This is a genomic window from Bradyrhizobium erythrophlei, assembly GCF_042430365.1.
Lineage (GTDB): Bacteria > Pseudomonadota > Alphaproteobacteria > Rhizobiales > Xanthobacteraceae > Bradyrhizobium > Bradyrhizobium erythrophlei.
Window position 1 is genome coordinate 1 of record NZ_JBHMET010000014.1, and the last position, 19,604, is coordinate 19,604.

A 19,604-nucleotide genomic window follows, 5' to 3' on the forward strand; every position below is an offset into this window, starting at 1 on the left:
CGCGACGCTTGACTCACAAAGGCCTCATATGAGGGTGGGCAAAGCGAAGCGTGCCCACCACCGCGAGCAATGCAAGCGACGGTGGGCACAGCGCAAGTGCGCCTTTGCCCACCCTACAATTTCAGCTACGCTGCACTACCCGCGAATGAGCGCCTGCAACTCCCGATCCAGCGCTGCGCGAAACACTTCGATCGGGCGCGCCAGCCGCCCCGCCGGCGGGCGGTGGACGATCCACGCCCGAACCGCGGGATTGAAGTCCTCGATCCTGACAATCTTGAGCCGGTTGCGGAACTCGCTCCGCTTCAACGCCACCGGCGTCACGAGGCCGATGCCGAGCCGGCGCGCCACCAGCGACAAACGCAGCTCGCTGTCGAGCGCCTCGACCGCGATGTTGAACGGCAGATGTGCGGCGTCGAAACGGCGCTTCAGCGCCTGACGAAATCCGCAGCCGTCCTGGTTGATCACCCAGCCGATCCGCGACAGGCACTCCAGGTCGACCGTGCGCGGCATCTTCATGTCGCGCGCGACGACAAAGACGACCGGCTGCGCGCCGAGATCGTCGGCAACGAGATCGGCCGGCGGCGCCGTCCCGTCGGGCAGGCAGATCGCGGCGGCGTCGAGTTCGTTGCGGGCCACCCGCTCCATGTGGTGCGGCGACCAGCCCGATACGACCCGCAGCGCGAGCGCCGGAAATTCGGCACGCACGGCGTCGAGCGGCGCCGTCAGCCCCGCTTCCGACAGGAACGGCGTCAGGCCGAGCCTGAACTCGCCGCGCACCACGCCGTCATTGGCGACATCCGACTTCAGATCGTCGAGCAAGCGCAGCACGCGGCGGCCCTGCTCATATGCCTCGATTCCGGCTGCCGTCGGCTTCAGCGGCTTGGACATCCGGTCAAGAAGCTGTGCGCCCAGCATCTCCTCGAGATTCTGAATCCGCCGCGTCACGCCGGGCTGCGTCAGGTTCAGCCGTGCCGAGGCGGCGACGATCGACCCGGTCTCGACGACGGCAACGAAAGCCACGAGGTCATGGGTATTCATAACGATCCCGCATAGTCTTTATCAACTTATTTGAATTGTAGCATATTATCCGGATCACCTAAAGGGGACGTCGCAATTCGATCGCGAGGTCCCATGACAATCTCCGAAGCCAGCAAGCTTTCAGCGACACCGCCGGCCACCACGGCGCGCCCGGTGATCTGGATCGGCGCCATCTCGACCGGCGTCATCGTCACCAATCTGTTCGCGCCGCAGATCCTGGTCGGCCTGATCAGCCGGTCGCTCGACATGACGGCCTGGCAGGCGGGCCTGATCAGCACCTTGACGCTGCTCGGCTATGCGCTTGGGCTGCTGCTGCTCGTGCCGCTGGTTGATCTCGTCGAGAACAAGCGGCTGATCCTGCGGACGCTCGCCTGCGCCATCCTGGCCGCTGTGGCGACGGCGCTGGCGCCGACAACCTTGCTGCTGCTGGTCGCGACCTTCATTCTCGGCGCGTGCTGCGCCGCCATCCAGATGGTGGTTCCGCTGGTTGCATCCATGGTCGCGCCGGAACGCCGGGGCCAGGCGATCGGCGAGGTCATGAGCGGGCTGATGATCGGCATCCTGCTGTCTCGGCCGGCGGCGAGCCTGATCGCGGATGCGTGGAGCTGGCGCGGCTACTATGTCGTCTCGGCCATCCTGATGACGCTGCTTGCCGGCGCGCTTGCCCGCTATCTGCCGACGCTCCGGCCGGCAACGACGGTCAGCTACGGCGCGCTGCTGCGCTCATTTCCAAGACTGCTGCGCGAAGAGCCCGTGCTGCGCGTTCGCGCCTGGACCGCGGCGCTGGTGATGGCCTCCTTCACGGCGTTCTGGGCTGCGGTCGCACTGCGCCTGCCCGATGCGCCATTCGCGCTCGACGCCAGGGGCATTGCGCTGTTCGCGTTGATCGGCGTGGCCGGTGCCGCGGCGACGCCGCTGGCCGGCCGCTGGGGCGATCGCGGTCTGGCGCGGCCAATGCTGATCGGCTCGCATCTCCTCATCATCGGCTCGCTTGCACTGTGCGCGTGGGCCGGCGTGATCGAGTCACGGATCGCAGCGCTCCTGGTGCTGAGCGCAGGCACCATCCTGCTCGACGTCGGCATCACCACCGACCAGACGCTCGGCCGCCGCGCGGTCAATCTGCTGCGGCCCGAAGCGCGCGGAAGGATCAATGGCCTGTTCGTGGCGCTATTCTTCGTCGGCGGCGCGGTCGGCGCCGCGTCCGCCTCGATCGCGTGGAATTTTGGTGGCTGGACGATGGTCTGTGTGGTGGCCGCGGCTTTTGGCGTGCTCGGCTTCGTCACCGATATCGCAACCACAACGGGCACATCGTGACGTGATTGCCTCAGGGTGCGGCGCGGTGGGCAAGCCATCGCAACGCGCCCTTCCCTGCAGCCATGCCGGTCGCGAACGACGCCTGCAATAGATAGCCGCCGGTCGGCGCCTCCCAATCGAGCATCTCGCCGGCGGCGAAGGTGCCGGGCAGATGGCGCAGCATGAAGTGATCGTCGAGTTCGTCGAACCTGATCCCGCCGGCGGTCGAGATCGCGCGTGCGATCGGGGCGACACCGGTGATCCGGATTGGCACGGCGTTGATCAGGTGAGCGAGTTCAGCAGGCGGCAATGACGCGAGCGATCGGCCGGAGGTCGCAGCCACCTCCTGCAGCAGGCCGATCCCAACCGGCGAGAGCTGCGCCGCCTTGCGCAGGAAATTCGAGACGGATTGCTTGCCCTTCGGCGCCGACAGGCGGGCCGTCAGCTCGTCAATCGAAAGATCGGGGCGCAGCGCCACATGGATCGTCGCGCTTCCCTCGGCCAGCACTGTCTCGCGTATGTCCGCCGACAGCGCGTAGATCGCGCCGCCTTCGATGCCTGAGCGCGTGACAATGGCCTCGCCGCGCGCCGCATGTGCGCCAATCGTCAGCGTAACGCCCTTGAGCGGCTGGCCTTCAAAGCGATCGCGGAAGATGTCCGACCAGGCGACGGTAAACCCGGAATTCGCCGGCCGCATCGGCGCTACGGCAACGCCCTTCGCGGCGAGGATGTCCGCCCATGCGCCATCCGATCCCAACCGCGGCCAGCTCGCGCCGCCGAGCGCAAGCACTGCCGCATCGGCCCTGATCGCGCGCCGACCATCCGGCGTCTCAAACAACAGCCCGCCGCCGTCGTCCCATCCGATCCAGCGATGGCGGAACGCGAACCGCACGCCCGCCGCATCGAGCCGCCGCAGCCAGGCGCGCAGCAAGGGCGAGGCCTTGAAGGCTTTTGGAAACACCCGACCGCTGCTGCCGACGAAGGTCGGCTGCCCCAGCGCCTCGCTCCAGGCGCGCAGTGCATCGGGCGGAAACGCCTCGAGCGCGGCTTTCAGGTGCGGCATCGCCTCGCGATAGCGCGCGAGGAAATCAGGAAGCAGCTCGCTGTGGGTGAGATTGAGCCCGCCTCGGCCGGCCATCAGCAATTTGCGACCGGCCGACGGCATCGCGTCGTAGACGGTGACCTGGGCCCCGCCCTGCCCAAGCACCTCTGCCGCCATCAGGCCGGCAGGCCCGGCACCGATGACGACAAAGTTCATGGTCAGAGCTTGATGCCCGCCCGCGCCGCGGCCTGCGCGACATATTTCTGCGTCTGCTCGAACGCGCCTTGCAGCGCCTTCGCCGTCGACATGTCACCGATTTCGGCAAAGTGGGCGGCGATCGCGTCGGGCGTCCATTCGGACTGCGGCAGGTTGATGCCCTCGGTCTCCAGCACCTTGATGACCGCGAACGAGCCGGCGCCGGCGCCCATGATGGTGCGGGTCGGCGCATCCTCGCTGAGCAGGAATTCCACCGCCGGCGTGATCGCCTCCGGCTTCATCAGCTGGAGCGCCTGCGGCGGCAGCAGTTCCTCGGTCATGCGGGTCGCGGCCGTCGGCGAGATCGTATTGACCTTGATGTTGTTCTTGCGGCCTTCCTCGGCGAGCACGTTCATCAGGCCGACCATGCCGGCCTTGGCTGCGCCGTAGTTGGCCTGGCCGAAATTGCCGAACAGGCCCGACGACGACGTCGTCAGCACGATACGGCCGTAGTTGCGCTCGCGCATGCCGTCCCACACGGCCTTGCAACAGTAGAACGTACCGACGAGATGGACATCGAGCACCTTGGCAAAGTCGGCGATGTCCATTTTCGCAAACGACTTGTCGCGCAGGATGCCGGCATTGGCACAGAGCAGATCGACGCTGCCCCACTCCTTGGTGGCGCGCTCCACCATCGCGGTGACTTGTCCGAACTTCGAGACGTCGGCGCCGTCGGCCATCGCCGTGCCGCCCGCCTTTCGGATCTCCTCGACCACCGCCTCGGCCGGCGACAGCGAGCCGCCGGTGCCGTCGCGCGCGCCGCCGAAATCGTTGACCACGACCTTGGCGCCGCGGCTGGCAAGGCCCAGCGCATGCGCCCGTCCGAGACCATTGCCCGCGCCGGTGACGATAGCGACGCGTCCGTCAAACCTGATTGCCATGCGTGTTGTTCCTCGTTGTATCGTCATGCCCGGGCTTGACCCGGGCATCCATCATACGAAATCGACCAGCTTTTGAGCAGCGATAAATGGCCGGGTCAAGCCCGGCCATGACCGTGAGGAGTTAGTTGAAATAGATCAGGCCGAGCCAGTCGGCGACCAGCGCGGGCTTGTCCTCGCCCTCGATCTCGACCGTTACGTTGGTGCGCGACAGCAGTTCCTTCGGCTTGCGCAGCGTCGCTTCCGCCAGCACGAAGCGGCCGCGAACGCGCTTGCCCGCGCGCACCGGCGACAGGAAGCGCAGCTTGTCGAAGCCGTAATTGACGCCCATTGCGGTGCCCTCGACCACCGGCATCACCTCGTAGGACATGATCGACAGCAGCGACATCGTCAGGAAGCCATGCGCGATCGTGGTGCCGAAGGCGGTCTCCTTCTTCGCGCGCTCGGGATCGACATGGATGAACTGGTGATCCTCGATCACGTCGGCATAGGTGTTGATGCGCCCCTGATCGAGCAGGTGCCATGACGACACGCCGATCACCTGGCCGACCATGCCCTGGTAGGCTTGCAGGGACACCGGCGGCTTCTTCCAGACTTCGTTCATTGACTAGCTCTCCGATCCGGCAGCCCGCACCTTCTGGAGCTCCGGGAATTCTTCCTCGCGGAACTCCACTCCGCGCAACGCATCGCTGCGATTACCGTCATGTTCGAGCCGGCGCAACTGCACCCGGCGGATTTTTCCCGAGATCGTCTTCGGCAGTTCGGTGACCAGCTCGAGCTTGCGGATGCGCTTGAACGGCGCCAGCCGCGTGTGCAGGTGCCTGAAGATCGAGACCGCCGTCTCCGGCGTGCGCTCGACACCGGAAACCAGCAGCACATAGGCCTTCGGGATCGCAAGCCGGATCGGATCCGGGCTCGGCACCACAGCCGCCTCGGCGACCGCGTCGTGCTCGAGCAGCACACTCTCGAGCTCGAATGGCGAGATGCGGTAGTCGGAGGATTTGAACACGTCGTCGGTGCGGCCGACGAAAGTCAGGTACCCCTCCTCGTCGGTGAACACGACGTCGCCGCTGCGGTAGATGGCGCCGTCGGCGCCGCCGAGCCTGCCGTCGTCGCCCTGGTAGCCCTGCATCAGGCCGGCGGGCCGGTCAGCCCCGAGCAGCAGCGTCACCTCGCCTTCCTTGGCCGCATGGCCGTCGGCGTCGGTGACCTGCACGCGATAGCCCGGCAGCGGGCGGCCCATCGACCCGACCTTCACCTTCTGGCCCGGCGGATTGCCGGCGAGCGCCGTGGTCTCGGTCTGGCCGTAGCCGTCGCGGATGGTGAGCCCCCAGGCCGCCTTCACCTGGTCGATCACCTCCGGATTGAGCGGTTCGCCCGCGCCGCAGACTTCACGCAGGCTGACCTTGAAGTCCGAAAGCTGCTCCTGGATGAACAGCCGCCAGACGGTCGGAGGCGCGCACAGCGTGGTGACGCCGCAGCGGCCGATGATCGAGAGCAGCCCTTTCGCCTCGAAGCGCGGCTGGTTGACGATGAAGATCGCCGCGCCGGCATTCCAGGGCGCGAAGAAGCAGCTCCAGGCATGCTTGGCCCAGCCGGGCGAGGAGATGTTGAGATGGATATCGCCGGGCTGTAGCCCAAGCCAGTACATGGTCGAGAGATGGCCGACCGGATAGCTGCGCTGGCTGTGCCGCACCAGTTTCGGCTTCGCCGTCGTGCCCGAGGTGAAATAGAGCAGCATCGGGTCGTCGGCGTTGGTCGGTCCATCCGGCGTGAAGGTCTCCGCCTCCCTGGCGGCGTCCTCGAACGGCAGCCAGCCATCTTGCTTCTGCGTCGCACCGACCACGATGCGCACGAGCTTGTCGCCGCCGAGGCTGGCAAACTTCGCGACCTGGTCCTGCGTGGCAACGACCGCCCTCGCCTTGCCGCGGTCGAGCCGGTCACGCAATTCATCTGACGTGAGCAGCGTGGTTGCGGGGATCACGACGACGCCGAGCTTCATCGCCGCCAGCATGGTCTCCCAGAGCGGAACGACATTGCCGAGCAGAAGCAGCAGGTGATCACCCCGCTTCAGCCCCTGCGCGCGCAGGAAGTTCGCCACCTGATTGGAGCGGCGCGACAGCTCGGCGAAGGAGAGCTTTGTTTCCTTATTGCTTGCGGCATCGACGATCCACAGCGCCGGACGATCGCGGCTCTCCGGATTTTTTGCAAGTTCGGCGTCGAACCAGTCCAGCGCCCAGTTGAACGGCACCGGATCGGGCCAGCGAAACCCTTTCACCGCGGCGTCATAGTCGGTGCGGTGCTTGAGCAGAAAGGCGCGCGCGTCCTGAAATGTGGTCATCGGATGTCGGTCTCACCACGTTGACCGCCGTCATCCTGAAGAGCCGCGCAGAGCGCGGCGTCTCGAAGGATGGCCACAAGCGGCCGACCATCATCCTTCGAGGCTCGCAAGCGCTCGCACCTCAGAATGACGGTCTTATTTCCCTGCAAGACCTCTAACGTGCTGGATAATTCCGGAAAAGTCGACCCCACCATGGCCCGATGCGTCGAACGCCTGATAAAGCTCCTGCGCATGCTTGCCGAGCGGCGTGACCGCGCCGGCGGCCTTGGCAGCGTCCTGCGCCAGGGTCAGGTCCTTCACCATCAAATTCGAGGCAAAACCCGGCTTGTAATCATTATTGGCCGGCGACGTCGGCACCGGACCGGGAACCGGGCAATAGGTCGTGAGCGACCAGCACTGCCCCGATGAGGTCGAGGCGACATCGAACAGGGCCTGGTGCGACAGGCCGAGCTTCTCGGCGAGCGCAAAGGCTTCGCCGACTGCGATCATGGAGATGCCGAGGATCATGTTGTTGCAGATCTTGGCCGCCTGCCCGGCGCCGGCCCCACCGCAATGTACGATCTTCTTGCCCATGTTCTCCAGCACGGGCATGGCCGCGGCAAACGCCTTGTCGTCGCCGCCGCACATGAAGGTCAGCGTCGCGCCCTTGGCGCCACCGGTGCCGCCGGACACCGGCGCATCGACCGAGGCGATGCCGTGCTTGGCCGCGAGCGCATGCGCCTGCTTGGCGCTTTCGACGTCGATGGTCGAGCAGTCGATGATCAGGGTGCCCTTGGCCATCGCGGGCACGACCTCGTTCCATACGCCGAGCACATGCTTGCCGGCCGGCAGCATGGTGATGACGACCTCGGCGCCCTTCACCGCGCCGACGCTGCTCTCGGCGATCGCGGCGCCGTCGCTTTTGGCCTGATCGCGGGAGGCTGCGACGAGATCGAACGCGGTGACCTTGTGGCCGGCCTTGACCAGGTTGGCCGCCATCGGCCCGCCCATGTTGCCAAGCCCGATGATTGCGACGTTTGCCATGTCTATCCCTCCGCTTTTCGCGTTTCTATCTACCGTCCGGAAATTTTAGCTCATCGGCGCCGATCTCGGCGAAGTAAGGCGCGACCATCGCCGGCGTCACATCCCCGATCCGCGGCGGCGACCATTTCGGATTGCGGTCCTTGTCGATCACGGCGGCGCGCACGCCCTCGCGGAAATCGTCGCTGGCAAACACCTCGAGCGCAGCGCGATATTCCCGCACCAGGCATTCCTCCAGGGTGGCCGCGTTGCGCGCCAGGCGCAACAGCTTCAGCGTCACCACCATGCCGCGCGGCGATTTTTCGGCCAACGTCTTCAGGGTCGCCTGCGCAAGCTCCGAGCCATCGGCCTCCAGTGCCGCGACGATGTCTTCCATCCGGTCATGCGCGAACCAGTCGTCGATCTTGGCATGCGTGGCAGCAACAGGCCCTGACGTCTCGCCGGTCGCGAAACCGGCGATGAGCTTGTCGATCTCGATCGACGCTGTACCCGGGCGGACCTTCGTCAACGCCTCGCGCAGCGCGGCAAGCTTCGCGCTCGGCACCACAGCGTCGGCGAATTTGGCGTAGATGGCGTCCGGGCCGTTCATGGTCTGGCCGGTGATGCCGAAATAGGTGCCGATCTCGCCCGGCGAGCGCGACAACAGATAGGTGCCGCCGACATCAGGGAAGAAGCCGAGGCCGACCTCGGGCATCGCAAGCTTGGTCTTCTCCGTGACCACGCGATGGCGGCTGTGCGCCGACAGGCCGACGCCGCCGCCCATCACGATGCCGTCCATGAAGGCGACGTAGGGTTTTGGGAATTTCTTGATCCGCGCGTTGAGGATGTATTCGTCGCGCCACAGGATCTTGCCGAGGTCGCCTTTGACCTTCGAGCTTTCCCAGAGCGCGCGGATGTCGCCGCCGGCACACAGGCCGCGCTCGCCGGCTCCTTCCAGCACGATGACCGCAACATCGGGATCGGCTTCGAACACGTCGAGCGCCTTGTCGATGTCGTGGAACATCTCCAGCGTCACGGCATTGATCGCCTTCGGCCGGTTCAGGCGGATGATGCCGGCCGAGCCCTCCTTGCGCGCGATCAGATCGCCTTCAACCACAGCCGCATCACTCATCGCGCGCCCTCGATCATCTTGCGCGACACGATCAGCCGCATGATTTCATTGGTGCCTTCGAGGATCTGGTGCACGCGCAGGTCGCGTACGATCTTCTCGACGCCGTATTCGCTGAGATAGCCGTAGCCGCCATGGAGCTGCAGCGCCTGGTTGGCGACCTCGAAGCCGACATCGGTGCCGAACCGCTTGGCCATCGCGCAGAGCATGGTGGCGTCGGCATCCTTGCGGTCGAGCGCAGCCGCCGCGCGCCAGACGAAGGTGCGTGCCGCTTCCAGCTCGGTCGCCATGTCGGCGATCTTGAATTGCAGGGCCTGGAATTCGTCGAGGCGTTTTCCGAACGCCTTGCGATCCTTCATGTAGGCGAGCGCCTTGTCGAGCGCTGCCTGCGCGCCGCCGAGCGAGCACGCCGCGATGTTGAGGCGGCCGCCGTCGAGGCCGGCCATCGCGATCTTGAAGCCGATGCCCTCGTCGCCGAGCCGGTTTCCGACCGGCACGCGGGCATTCTCGAAGATCACGGCGCGGGTCGGCTGCGCGTTCCAGCCCATCTTGCGCTCATTGGCGCCGAACGACACGCCCGGCGTCTTGCCGTCGATGACGAGCGTCGAGATGCCGCCCTGCCCGTCGCCGCCGGTCCGCACCATCGCCACCAAGAGATCGGAGCTGCCGGCGCCGGAGATGAACTGCTTCTGGCCGTTGAGCACATAATAATCGCCGTCGCGCACCGCGCGGGTGCGCAACGCGGCGGCATCCGAGCCGGCGCCCGGCTCGGTCAGGCAGTAGCTCGCCAACAGCTCCATGGTGCAGAGCTTCGGCAGCCATTTGTGGCGCTGGGTCTCGTTGCCGAAGGCATCGATCATCCAGGACGCCATGTTGTGGATCGAGATGTAGGCCGAAACGGTCGGGCAGCCGGTCGCCAGCGCCTCGAAGATCAGCGCCGCGTCGAACCGCGTCATCGCCGAGCCGCCGACGTCGTCGCGGATATAGATGCCGCCGATGCCGAGGCTGGCCGCCTCGCGCATCACGTCGACCGGAAAATGCTTCTTCTCGTCCCATTCGAGCGCGTGCGGCGCGATCTTCTCCGCCGCAAACGCCCGCGCCATGTCGCGAACCGCGATCTGGTCCTCGTTGAGAGCGAACTGCATGCGTCGCCTACCTTTGGAGGCTACCTGTCGTCACTGCGAGGAGCGAAGCGACGAAGCAATCCATGCCTCCATACAACGGCACGATGGATTGCTTCGCTGCGCTCGCAATGACGGCTCAGGAAATCACTTCATCGTCGGGATCGAGAACTCCGCACCGTCCTTGACGCCGGACGGCCAGCGCGAGGTCACCGTCTTGGTCTTGGTGTAGAAGCGGACCGAGTCCGGACCGTGCTGGTTGAGATCGCCGAAGCCCGACTTCTTCCAGCCGCCGAAGGTGTAATAGGCGATCGGCACCGGGATCGGCACGTTGATGCCGACCATGCCGACATTGACCTTGGCCGCGAAATCGCGTGCGGCGTCGCCGTCGCGGGTGAAGATCGCAACGCCGTTGCCGTAATCGTGCTCCGACGGCAGCGCCAGCGCTTCATGGTAGTCATGGGCGCGCACTACCGACAGCACCGGGCCGAAGATCTCCTCCTTGTAAATCCGCATGTCCTTGGTGACGTTGTCGAACAGCGAACCGCCGAGATAGAAGCCCTTCTCGTAGCCCTGCATCTTGAAGCCGCGGCCGTCGACGGCGAGCGTCGCACCTTCCTTGATGCCGATGTCGATATAGTTCTTCACCTTCTCGACCGCTTCGCGCGTCACCAGCGGGCCGAAGTCGGCCGACGGATCGACCGAGGTGCCGATCTTGAGCGACTCGACGCGCGGGATCAGCTTTTCCATCAAGCGGTCGGCGGCGGTCTTGCCGACCGGGACTGCAACTGAGATGGCCATGCAGCGCTCGCCGGCCGAGCCGTAGCCCGCGCCGATCAGCGCGTCGACCGTCTGGTCCATGTCGGCGTCGGGCATCACGATGGCGTGGTTCTTGGCGCCGCCGAAGCACTGCGCACGCTTGCCAGTATGCGCGGCGCGTTCATAGATGTACTGCGCGATCGGGGTCGAACCGACGAAACCGACCGCCTTGACATCGGGATCGTCGAGGATGGCGTCGACCGCTTCCTTGTCGCCGTTGACGACGTTGAGGATGCCGGGCGGCAGGCCCGCTTCGATCATCAGCTCGGCAAGCAGCATCGGCACGCCGGGATCGCGCTCGGACGGCTTCAGGATGAAGGCGTTGCCGCAGGCGATCGCGGGAGCGAACTTCCACATCGGGATCATCGCCGGGAAATTGAACGGCGTGATGCCGGAGACGACGCCGAGCGGTTGCCGCATGGAATAGATGTCGATGCCGGGGCCGGCGCCTTCGGTGTACTCGCCCTTCATCAGATGCGGGATGCCGCAGGCAAATTCAGCGACCTCGAGGCCGCGCTGGATGTCGCCCTTGGCGTCGGGAACGGTCTTGCCATGCTCGCGCGCCAAGAGCTCGGCGAGCTTGTCGTAGTCGCGCTGCACCAGCTCGACGAACTTCATCATCACGCGGGCGCGGCGCTGCGGGTTGGTGGCGGCCCATTCCGGCTGCGCGGCCTTGGCGTTCTCGACCGCGGCGCGGACCTCCGCCTTGGAGGCCAGCGCCACCTTGGCCTGGACCTCGCCGGTCATCGGCTCGAAGACGTCGGCCGTGCGGCCCGATGTGCCCTTGACCTCCTTGCCACCGATGAAATGTCCGATTGAGCGCATGGAAAACCTCCCTTGGAGACCTGAATCGCCAGCCCTGCCGGCCAGCCCGCTTTACAAATCCTATTGACCTGCATTTTATAGGATTCAAGTGCGATATATTGCACCATAGATGTGCGGAAATGCTGGATCAAGGCGGCGGCACGATCGACTGGGACGACTTCCGTTTCGTGCTCTCCATCGTGCGCGGCGGGTCGGTGTCGGCTGCCGCCAAGCAGCTCGGCGTCGATCATGCCACAGTGATCCGGCGTGTCGACCGGCTGGAACGGCACCTCTCCGCAAAACTGTTTGATCGGCGCAAGACCGGTTATTTGCTCACCGAGGCCGGCCAGCGCGTCGCCGACAGCGCGGAGGCGATGGAATCGACCATCGTCGCCAACCAGGAGGCGGTCGGCGGCTCGCGCGCCCATTTGACCGGCACGGTCAGGATCGGGGCGCCGGACGGCTTCGGCAGCCACTTCCTGGCCTCGCGGCTGGTCAAATTCACCGAGCGGTATCCCGATCTCGACCTGCAGCTGGTGGCGACCGCGCGGCTGTTCTCGCTCTCCAAGCGCGAGGCCGACATCGCGATCAGCCTGACCATGCCGAAGGAAGGCCGCATCGTCGGCCGCAAGCTGCTCGACTACACGCTCGGGCTTTATGCCGCACCCGCCTATCTGGCACAGGCGCCCGGCATCACCGCGCGCGCCGACCTGGGACGGCATCGCTTCGTCGGCTATATCGAGGAACTGCTGTTCACGCCGGAATTGGACTACCTGCCGCAGGTCTCGCCAAAAATCTCCGCCAAATTCCGCAGCGCCAATTTGATCGCGCAGCTCAACGCCACCATCGCAGGCTTCGGCATCGCGGTGCTGCCGCATTTCATGGCGTCGGCGCATCCGGAATTGCAGCCGGTGCTGCCGGACGAGGTCAAGATCTCCCGCACCTTCTGGCTCCTGATGCACGCCGACAGCAAGGACCTCGCCCGCATCCGCGCGGTCGCCGATTACATCTACGAGACGGTGGAAGCCGAGCGCGCGCTGTTCGGTGGTTCGTAAGGTCTTGTAGGGTGGGCAAAGCGAAGCGTGCCCACCATCGCGAGCGGAGTGCTGATGGTGGGCACGGCGCAAGAGCGCCTTTGCCCACCCTACGATTCCGGCTCCTTAATTCACCCGCGCCTTCTTCGCCGGCGCCTTGGCCGCGGCGGCGCGGCCGAGCACGGCCTCGCGGCCGGCGGTGAGGATCTCGTCCGACAGTTCGCCGTTGCCGGCAATGCGCGACATCACGATCGTGCCCATCATGGTCGCAAGCGTCGCCATCGCCTGCTTGCGCGCGGTCTTGCGCGGCACGTCGAGGATCTGGTCAGCCATCATGTCGACCATCTGCTCGAGCTTGAGCGCGAACGCCTTGCGCGTCTTCGGGCTCTCGCGCGCGACCTCCGCACCGAGCGAAGGAATCGCGCAGCCATGGCCGGGATCGTCGCGATGAAGCTCGGTCAGATACAGGTCGACGATGGCGCCGAGCCGCTTCTCCGGCGGCATCTCCTCGGCGACCTTGCGCCAGCGCTCGGTCGAGCGGTCCATCGCATAGTTGAAGGCCTCGATCACCAGCGCCTCGCGCGAATCGAAATGCGCGTAGAAGCCGCCATGAGTCAGGCCGGCGTCCTTCATCAGGTCGGCGACGCCGATGCCGTGCGCGCCCCTCTCGCGCAGCCGCACCGAGGCCTTCCGCACGATCCGCGCATGGGTTTCCTGCTTATGTTCTTTCGAATAGCGCATGCCACTCTCATGGAATGTTTCTAATCATATAATAGCAGGTTTGCCCGGGGAAAGCTGCAGCTATTTTGCCTCCTGCTTCATCTTGGGCCCCTCGGCGATCATGGAAAAGGTCGCGGTTGCGTGCACTGCAAGATTGCCCTTGCCGTCGCGGATGAAGCCCTCGGTGTAGCTGGTCTGGCGGCCGAGCTTGATGATTTTGCCTTCGGCCACGATGGTTCCCGACCGCACCGAGAGCGGGCGCAGATAGGCCAGCTTGAGATCCAGCGTCACCGAGGTCTGGCCGGCCGGCTGGACGGTCGAAACAGCACAACCCATGGCGGTATCGAGCAGCGCCGCCGCGGTCGCGCCGTGCAGCAGGCCGATCGTGTTCTCCAGGCTCTCATGGGGATCGAGTTTCATCACGATCCGCTCCGGCTCGACCACGCTCATGCGGAAGCCGATCAGTTTGGCCATCGGCGGCGGCGGCAGGCGGCCGTCGCGGATCGCGCACATCGCCTCCATGCCCGACATGGCAACCGCGGCCTTCGCGACCGGCCCCGGCGCCTGCCATTCCACGACGCGCACGCGCAGCAGATCGGGCGAAAACAGGTCGGCGGTGTCGGCTGAGGTCATGACGGCTCCTTAATATGATGATCATAATTCTATAGAGCCAACCCCGGTCGCGCAACCGCCGTTCCGATCCCTTGACAGCCGCCCGCTTTGTCCGGGAAGTGGCGGATCAGCTCCCTCTTGCGAGACCGTTCCATGGACATGCTCAATCCCCATTGCGGCGTCGACCGCGACACCAGAGGCGTCGTGCGCCTGACGATCTGCAACGCCGGCTCGCTGAACATCCTGAGTTCAGCCGTCACCAACGGCGTCCGCGAGGGGTTCGAGCAACTGGCCTCCGACCGCAGCATCCGCGCGGTGATCCTCGCAGGCCAGAGCGAGAAGAGCATGATCGGCGGCGCCGACATCAAGGAGATGGCGAAGCTCGACCAGAAGAGCGCCGAAGCGTTCATCAGCCGCCTGCGCGACCTCTGCGAGGCCGTGCGCAAATTCCCGGCGCCGGTCATCGCCCGCCTGCCCGGCTGGTGCCTCGGCGGCGGGCTCGAGGTCGCGGCCGCCTGCGATTTCCGGATCTCAGCGCATGACGCGATGTTCGGCATGCCCGAGGTGCGCGTCGGCATCCCCTCGGTGATCCACGCCGCGCTCCTGCCGCGGCTGATCGGCTGGGGCCGCGCGCGCTGGCTGGTGATGACCGCGGAGAATATCGACGCGCCGACCGCGCTCGCCTGGGGCCTGGTCGATGTCGTCGCCAAGGAAGGTGGCCTCGACGCCGCGGTCGAGCACACGGTCAAGGCGCTGCTCGAATGCGGTCCCGAGGCGCTGCGGATCCAGAAGGACCTGCTGCGGCAGTGGGAAGAGCTGCCGCTGACGGAATCGGTCAACTTAAGCGTCGGCGTGTTCGGACAATCGTTCCTGACCGGCGAGCCGCAGCGGTTGATGCAGGGATTTCTGAACCGCAAGAGATAGCGCAAGACATCGCGGAGGACGCGCATGAGGCCTGCCGGCAAGGGTCCGCTCGATTCGCTCTATTTCGACTATCCCCGCTTCCCGGCCACCCGCGCGCCGGAGCTCGATGGCGCATCGTCGCGCCATCCGGTCGTCATCGTCGGCGCCGGGCCGATCGGCATGACGGCGGCGCTGGCGCTCGCCCGCTACGGTGTGCGTTCGGTGCTGCTCGACCGCAAGGACACCTTCAACGACGGCAGCCGCGCGATCTGCATTGCGCGGCCCAGCATGCACATCCTGGAGCGGATCGGCGCGGTCGAGCCCTTCCTCGCAAAGTCGCTCGGCTGGCGCTTCGGCCGCAGCTACTACCGCGGCACGCAGATCTTCCGCCTGGAGATGCCGCATCCGGACAGCGAAAAATACCTGCCGATGTACAATCTGCAGCAGCAGTACATCGAGAAATTCCTGCATGACGCGGTCGCCGCCTGCGACCTGATCGATATGCGCTGGCAGAGCGATCTCGCCGGCATCGCGCCGCGCGATGACGGCGCTTCGCTCGATATCACCTCGCCGGCCGGCAGCTACCGGCTCGACGCCGACTATGTGCTGGCCGCCGACGGCGCACGCTCACCGATCCGCACCATGCTCGGCCTCAGGCTGAAGGGCGAGAACTATGAGGGACGATACGTGATCGCTGACATCCGCATGGATCACGATTTCCCGACCGAGCGGCGCGCCTTCTTCGATCCCAGCGGCAATCCCGGCGGCACGGTCCTGATCCACAAGCAGCCTGATGACATCTGGCGCGTCGACTACCAGCTGCGCGAGGGCGAGAGCGAACAGGACGCCCTGCGCGAGGAGAACATCCGCGCCCGCGTCTCCGCGATCCTCGCCGACATCGGCCACGACAAGCCGTGGGAGCTCGAGTGGTGGAGCATCTACTCCGCCAACACGCTCTGCCTCGACGACTACCGCCATGGCCGGCTGTTCTTCATCGGCGATTCCGCGCATATCGTGCCGATCTTCGGCGTGCGCGGGCTCAACAACGGGCTCGCCGATGCCGACAACATCGCCTGGAAGCTCGGCCTCGTCCTCAACGGCGAGGCTAGCGACACTCTGCTCGACAGCTATTCGCCGGAACGGCGCGGCGCCACGCTCGACGTCTTCGCCAACGCCACCAAGAGCACGCGCTTCATGACGCCCCCGACCCGCGGCTGGCGGCTGGCCCGAGAGGCCGCGCTCTCGCTCAGCCTGAAGCACGAGTTTCCGCGCGGCCTCGCCAACCCCCGGCAGATGCAGCCCTACACCTATTCCGCAAGCCCACTGACGCCGTTTGCCGGGCGCGACGCCGAGTTTGCGTCCGGTCCCGTCTCGGGCAGCGCTGCGCCGAATGCCAGATTGGCCGACGGCGGCTTTCTGCTCGACCGCGCCGGATACGGCATGACCGCGATCCTGTTCTGCGACGGCAGGCCTTCGGCAGACCAATCAGCGTTGATCGCGCGCCTTGGCGAACTCGACAAGCGTTTCGTGCCGCTCGTGATCGACCGATCCGGCACCAGCCGCGATTTGATCAGGGACAATGACGGCAGTATCGCGCGCCTGTACGCGGCAGAGTCCGGAACGGTCTATCTGCTGCGCCCAGACCTGCACATTGCCGGACGCTGGAAGCAGGTTGCGACGGATGAGGCCCTGCATACCGCACGGCTTTGCCTGGGAGCCACGGCGCCATGAGCAAGATGTCGGAAAGCGAGCTCGAAGCCGCCTATGAGGCGCTGGCGCAAGCCATCGATGCGGCGGGCGAAACGCACGAGACCTTGTTCCTGACCCGGCTTGCCCTGGTGCTCGCCCATGAGCTCGGCGATGTCGCCACCTTCAAGAAGGCGGTCGAGATGGCCCTCGAGGATCTCGGTTAGTAGGATTGTCGGAAGGGTGTAGCCCGGATGAAGCGCAGCGCAATCCGGGGCCCGTCATCGGCGGATCAAGTTACCCCGGATTGCGCTTCGCTCCATCCGGGCTACACTCACCTCATCACACCGCCCCCTCACCGCGCATTCGCCGGTGCGTGCACCGGCCAGAGATCGGCGCGCCAGCGCAGCGCGATCGCCATCATCGCGATGAATCCCGCGGCCGCATACAGCGTGCCAGTCGCGGAAAAGCCGATCCGGTCGATCAGGCTGCCCGCCGCGAGCAGCCCGAGCGGCAGGCCGTAGATCACCATCATGCGCACGCCCATCACGCGGCCGCGGAGGTGGGCGCTGGCGCCGCGCATCAGCATCACGGCCGCCGCGATCATCGACATGCTCTGCGCGATGCCGGCGAGCACCAGGCAGGCCATCGCTACCGGCATGGCCTTGATCTCCACGAACACCAGCAGCAGCGCGTACCAGGCGAGCGTCGCGCCGATCAAGAGCCGGGCGACGCGCACGCCGCCGGCCAGGCTGAGAATGATCGAACCGATCAGCGAGCCCACCGCGAAGCTTGCCGAGAGATAGCCGAGGCCGGTCTGGTCGGTCTGGAAGATGTCGCGCGCGACGTAAGGCAACAGCCCGTTGGTCAAGGGAAATGCGGTGAGATTGGCGAGAAACGCGACGCAGAGCGCCGCGCGCATGCCCGGCCCGCTCCAGGCATAGACAATGCCTTCCTTCAGGTCCCGCAGCAGGGTCGAGCCGGACGCATCGTCTGCCGCGCGATCGACCGCGCCGTGGGATTTTGCCGGACGGGTCATGCAGAGCATCAGGACGGCGGCCGCGAGATAGAAACAGGCGATCGCCACATAGACAAAGCCTATGCCGATCGCGGCGAACAGTCCGGCCCCGGTCAAGGCACCTGCGATGCGCGCGCTATCCTGCGTCGTGCGCGAAACGCTGATGGCGCCGACCAGTTGCTCCGACGGCATGATGTCGGCAAGCAGCGCGCCGCGCACGCCGAAATCCGATGAGCGGATCAGGCCCATGATCGCGACGATGATCATCACGTTGAATGGGGCCAGATGGCCTGATAGCGCCAGCGTCATGGTGGTCGCAGAGAGTGCCGTATAGGCAAAGCGCATCGCGGCCAAGAGATCCCGATGCCCGATGCGGTCGCCGATCATGCCGAACACCGGCGCAACCAGCGTCCCGACATATTGCAGCGAAGCGAGCACGGTCAAAAGCAGCACCGAGCCGGTCTCGACCAGGATGTACCAGCCGAGCACCAGCGTCTCGACCTCGAACGCCCAGGACGTGAGCAGATCGGACGGCCATTGAAAGCGGTAGTTGCGGATGCGGAATGGCGCGAGCGCGGATGTCCACGCGGGCCCGCTCAAGACGCGATGACGCGTTTCACGGCGTTCCTGCCCTTTTCGAGGTTCTTCTTTGGGAAAGATTCCCTGTGCTGGGAGCGTAGCGCCGGTGGGGCTTGTGTCAATCGCAGCCGCCGCATGCGGCCATGCTCGCGGGCATCGGTCCACAACGGACTGCACTGCGCATGAGCTAACGGGTCGCCGCCCGATGACAGGCTCCACGACATCCGGGATCACCGCATCCCCGGATTTCGCTGCGCTCATCCGGGCTACGTTTGTTTGTCCCTGCGCTCAGCCGCTGGAATGATCGATGGTGACTGCTCTTCCAGTTCGCGAAGCCGGTCGATTTGCTTTTTGAGTCCCTCGGGTAATTCCGGCTCTGGTTTCAGCGACGCGCCCAGTCTCTCGCCGATCTCTCGAACGATGGCGCGGCTGTGCGTGTGGTCAAGGTCAACGCGATAGCCCATGCAATGCTCTCGTGCCAGTAATAGTAACGCCAGCCAAAATCTACTCCTCCGCAGCCTCAATGGAGGCACGGTTAGCGACATCTGAATGGAACCGGAGACCGCCGCTTTTGGCTATCTGGCGCGAGCGCTCGTTTTGACAACGGCGGGTCTTTGGTAGCGACCTTTGGCTATCCGCGGCATGCGCCGGCTTGGTTACCAGCGAGCGGCGGTCTCGTGTTGTTCTAAAGCCTGACATGCGCTTTCGTTCCTGTGATCAATGATTGTCACGCGATGTTCCGTTCTGGGGAACCTGGAGCATGGTCAACATCCCCACGAGGCATCGCGCTCGATGCCATCGTTGCGCGCGGAACCATTTCTGAGAGTGCCCGGTTAGTTGGTGGGGCGATGAAGAGGGACCGTCGCCATGAGGACCGAATATCTGGCTGCGATCGCGATAGCTGTTCTTGCCGCTTATACGGGGCTGGCCGTCAATTCCGCGGGCGAGAAGCAGTCCACGCCGGACGCCGTGCAAGTGGCAGACCGATTAGCCGGGTCCTTGGATCCGTATTTGCGGTCCGGTGGCTAACTAACTCGGAATGCATTGCCCGCTCCTGCTAATCACTGATTTGCCCGACGGCGCAAGCCCCCGCGACAAAAATATTTCGGTTTTCCGGAAGCGCAAATCAGTTTATGAATCCGCCCGTCTCACCCGCTTGAGGGGCGCTTCGCGATCGTCACGAGTGTTGGGTCGAGATGCGGTGGACGCGGAATGCGTGACTGACGAGCACGTGTGACGCGGACGGCGAAGTCGTGTGGTCCTGACGCCCCAGTGGTCGTGTCCCAGCTGGTGGTGTAGCTGGAGCGAAGCCGCTCGCGACGCGCGCCCCCCC

At 65.5% G+C, this 19,604-nt stretch carries 18 protein-coding genes; 5 read left to right on the forward strand and 13 right to left on the reverse strand.

The features are described 5' to 3' along the window. Positions 1-135 precede the first annotated feature (135 nt). Positions 136-1,038, reverse strand: coding sequence for a LysR family transcriptional regulator (locus ACFFWD_RS01910; RefSeq protein ID WP_376960879.1), 903 nt, complete (start codon positions 1,036-1,038; stop codon positions 136-138). A gap of 93 nt (positions 1,039-1,131) precedes the next feature. Here ACFFWD_RS01910 and ACFFWD_RS01915 point away from each other — a divergent pair, with 93 nt between their 5' ends. Beyond that, entirely contained in the window at positions 1,132-2,352 is a 1,221-nt protein-coding gene (locus ACFFWD_RS01915) for an MFS transporter (RefSeq protein WP_376960881.1), read from the forward strand. A 10-nt stretch (positions 2,353-2,362) separates the two neighbouring features. Here ACFFWD_RS01915 and ACFFWD_RS01920 read toward each other — a convergent pair whose 3' ends face one another. The 8 genes from ACFFWD_RS01920 to ACFFWD_RS01955 all read right to left on the reverse strand — a co-directional run bounded on the left by ACFFWD_RS01920 (position 2,363) and on the right by ACFFWD_RS01955 (position 11,740). Next, on the reverse strand, positions 2,363-3,589 hold the full coding sequence (locus ACFFWD_RS01920) for a BaiN/RdsA family NAD(P)/FAD-dependent oxidoreductase (protein WP_376960883.1): 1,227 nt from the start codon (positions 3,587-3,589) through the stop codon (positions 2,363-2,365). 2 nt (positions 3,590-3,591) lie between these two features. Further along, positions 3,592-4,509 (reverse strand): SDR family NAD(P)-dependent oxidoreductase, encoded by a 918-nt coding sequence (locus ACFFWD_RS01925; RefSeq protein ID WP_376960885.1) that lies wholly within the window; start codon positions 4,507-4,509, stop codon positions 3,592-3,594. A 121-nt stretch (positions 4,510-4,630) separates the two neighbouring features. Further along, positions 4,631-5,110, reverse strand: coding sequence for a MaoC family dehydratase (locus ACFFWD_RS01930; protein ID WP_376960887.1), 480 nt, complete (start codon positions 5,108-5,110; stop codon positions 4,631-4,633). A 3-nt stretch (positions 5,111-5,113) separates the two neighbouring features. Beyond that, positions 5,114-6,847 carry an AMP-binding protein gene (locus ACFFWD_RS01935; RefSeq protein WP_376960889.1) on the reverse strand — a complete coding sequence of 578 codons (1,734 nt, stop codon included), beginning with the start codon at positions 6,845-6,847 and terminating at the stop codon, positions 5,114-5,116. A 135-nt stretch (positions 6,848-6,982) separates the two neighbouring features. After that, positions 6,983-7,870, reverse strand: coding sequence for a 3-hydroxyisobutyrate dehydrogenase (gene mmsB / locus ACFFWD_RS01940; protein ID WP_376960891.1), 888 nt, complete (start codon positions 7,868-7,870; stop codon positions 6,983-6,985). 25 nt (positions 7,871-7,895) lie between these two features. Continuing rightward, on the reverse strand, positions 7,896-8,978 hold the full coding sequence (locus ACFFWD_RS01945; protein WP_376960892.1) for an enoyl-CoA hydratase/isomerase family protein: 1,083 nt from the start codon (positions 8,976-8,978) through the stop codon (positions 7,896-7,898). Further along, positions 8,975-10,120, reverse strand: coding sequence for an isobutyryl-CoA dehydrogenase (locus ACFFWD_RS01950; RefSeq protein WP_376960894.1), 1,146 nt, complete (start codon positions 10,118-10,120; stop codon positions 8,975-8,977). Before ACFFWD_RS01950 ends, ACFFWD_RS01945 begins: the two co-directional genes overlap by 4 nt. 123 nt (positions 10,121-10,243) lie before the next feature. Continuing rightward, complete coding sequence (locus ACFFWD_RS01955) at positions 10,244-11,740, reverse strand: CoA-acylating methylmalonate-semialdehyde dehydrogenase (RefSeq protein WP_376960896.1); 1,497 nt, start codon at positions 11,738-11,740, stop codon at positions 10,244-10,246. A gap of 119 nt (positions 11,741-11,859) precedes the next feature. Between ACFFWD_RS01955 and ACFFWD_RS01960 the strand changes: the two genes are divergently transcribed. Beyond that, complete coding sequence (locus ACFFWD_RS01960; protein ID WP_376960898.1) at positions 11,860-12,774, forward strand: LysR family transcriptional regulator; 915 nt, start codon at positions 11,860-11,862, stop codon at positions 12,772-12,774. 105 nt (positions 12,775-12,879) lie between these two features. Here ACFFWD_RS01960 and ACFFWD_RS01965 read toward each other — a convergent pair whose 3' ends face one another. Together ACFFWD_RS01965 and ACFFWD_RS01970 are read right to left on the reverse strand one after the other, a co-directional pair. Next, positions 12,880-13,494 (reverse strand): TetR/AcrR family transcriptional regulator, encoded by a 615-nt coding sequence (locus ACFFWD_RS01965; protein ID WP_376960900.1) that lies wholly within the window; start codon positions 13,492-13,494, stop codon positions 12,880-12,882. A 60-nt stretch (positions 13,495-13,554) separates the two neighbouring features. Next, positions 13,555-14,106: a PaaI family thioesterase gene (locus tag ACFFWD_RS01970; protein WP_376960902.1), complete on the reverse strand. Its 552-nt coding sequence runs from the start codon at positions 14,104-14,106 to the stop codon at positions 13,555-13,557. 132 nt (positions 14,107-14,238) lie between these two features. Between ACFFWD_RS01970 and ACFFWD_RS01975 the strand changes: the two genes are divergently transcribed. From ACFFWD_RS01975 to ACFFWD_RS01985, 3 genes are read left to right on the forward strand one after another with little or no spacing between them, the layout of a single operon-like run. Then, positions 14,239-15,009: an enoyl-CoA hydratase gene (locus ACFFWD_RS01975; RefSeq protein WP_376960904.1), complete on the forward strand. Its 771-nt coding sequence runs from the start codon at positions 14,239-14,241 to the stop codon at positions 15,007-15,009. Positions 15,010-15,033: 24 nt separating this feature from the next. Further along, positions 15,034-16,719 (forward strand): FAD-dependent monooxygenase, encoded by a 1,686-nt coding sequence (locus tag ACFFWD_RS01980; protein WP_376960906.1) that lies wholly within the window; start codon positions 15,034-15,036, stop codon positions 16,717-16,719. Next, positions 16,716-16,901: a hypothetical protein gene (locus tag ACFFWD_RS01985; protein ID WP_376960907.1), complete on the forward strand. Its 186-nt coding sequence runs from the start codon at positions 16,716-16,718 to the stop codon at positions 16,899-16,901. Before ACFFWD_RS01980 ends, ACFFWD_RS01985 begins: the two co-directional genes overlap by 4 nt. 128 nt (positions 16,902-17,029) lie before the next feature. Here ACFFWD_RS01985 and ACFFWD_RS01990 read toward each other — a convergent pair whose 3' ends face one another. Together ACFFWD_RS01990 and ACFFWD_RS01995 are read right to left on the reverse strand one after the other, a co-directional pair. Then, on the reverse strand, positions 17,030-18,292 hold the full coding sequence (locus ACFFWD_RS01990; RefSeq protein WP_376960909.1) for an MFS transporter: 1,263 nt from the start codon (positions 18,290-18,292) through the stop codon (positions 17,030-17,032). Between the two features lie 245 nt (positions 18,293-18,537). Continuing rightward, positions 18,538-18,735, reverse strand: coding sequence for a hypothetical protein (locus ACFFWD_RS01995; protein WP_376960911.1), 198 nt, complete (start codon positions 18,733-18,735; stop codon positions 18,538-18,540). Between the last annotated feature and the right edge of the window lie 869 nt (positions 18,736-19,604).

Excerpts from the sequence above, each read along its gene's own strand:
- ACFFWD_RS01950 (WP_376960894.1), bottom strand. The coding sequence starts at position 10,120 with ATGCAGTTCGCTCTCAACGAGGACCAGATCGCGGTTCGCGACATGGCG.
- ACFFWD_RS01930 (WP_376960887.1), bottom strand. The coding sequence starts at position 5,110 with ATGAACGAAGTCTGGAAGAAGCCGCCGGTGTCCCTGCAAGCCTACCAG.
- ACFFWD_RS01975 (WP_376960904.1), top strand. The coding sequence starts at position 14,239 with ATGGACATGCTCAATCCCCATTGCGGCGTCGACCGCGACACCAGAGGC.
- ACFFWD_RS01910 (WP_376960879.1), bottom strand. The coding sequence starts at position 1,038 with ATGAATACCCATGACCTCGTGGCTTTCGTTGCCGTCGTCGAGACCGGG.
- ACFFWD_RS01960 (WP_376960898.1), top strand. The coding sequence starts at position 11,860 with ATGCTGGATCAAGGCGGCGGCACGATCGACTGGGACGACTTCCGTTTC.
- ACFFWD_RS01935 (WP_376960889.1), bottom strand. The coding sequence starts at position 6,847 with ATGACCACATTTCAGGACGCGCGCGCCTTTCTGCTCAAGCACCGCACC.
- ACFFWD_RS01955 (WP_376960896.1), bottom strand. The coding sequence starts at position 11,740 with ATGCGCTCAATCGGACATTTCATCGGTGGCAAGGAGGTCAAGGGCACA.
- ACFFWD_RS01980 (WP_376960906.1), top strand. The coding sequence starts at position 15,034 with ATGAGGCCTGCCGGCAAGGGTCCGCTCGATTCGCTCTATTTCGACTAT.
- ACFFWD_RS01995 (WP_376960911.1), bottom strand. The coding sequence starts at position 18,735 with ATGGGCTATCGCGTTGACCTTGACCACACGCACAGCCGCGCCATCGTT.
- ACFFWD_RS01945 (WP_376960892.1), bottom strand. The coding sequence starts at position 8,978 with ATGAGTGATGCGGCTGTGGTTGAAGGCGATCTGATCGCGCGCAAGGAG.
- ACFFWD_RS01920 (WP_376960883.1), bottom strand. The coding sequence starts at position 3,589 with ATGAACTTTGTCGTCATCGGTGCCGGGCCTGCCGGCCTGATGGCGGCA.
- ACFFWD_RS01915 (WP_376960881.1), top strand. The coding sequence starts at position 1,132 with ATGACAATCTCCGAAGCCAGCAAGCTTTCAGCGACACCGCCGGCCACC.
- mmsB (WP_376960891.1), bottom strand. The coding sequence starts at position 7,870 with ATGGCAAACGTCGCAATCATCGGGCTTGGCAACATGGGCGGGCCGATG.
- ACFFWD_RS01970 (WP_376960902.1), bottom strand. The coding sequence starts at position 14,106 with ATGACCTCAGCCGACACCGCCGACCTGTTTTCGCCCGATCTGCTGCGC.
- ACFFWD_RS01985 (WP_376960907.1), top strand. The coding sequence starts at position 16,716 with ATGAGCAAGATGTCGGAAAGCGAGCTCGAAGCCGCCTATGAGGCGCTG.
- ACFFWD_RS01965 (WP_376960900.1), bottom strand. The coding sequence starts at position 13,494 with ATGCGCTATTCGAAAGAACATAAGCAGGAAACCCATGCGCGGATCGTG.
- ACFFWD_RS01925 (WP_376960885.1), bottom strand. The coding sequence starts at position 4,509 with ATGGCAATCAGGTTTGACGGACGCGTCGCTATCGTCACCGGCGCGGGC.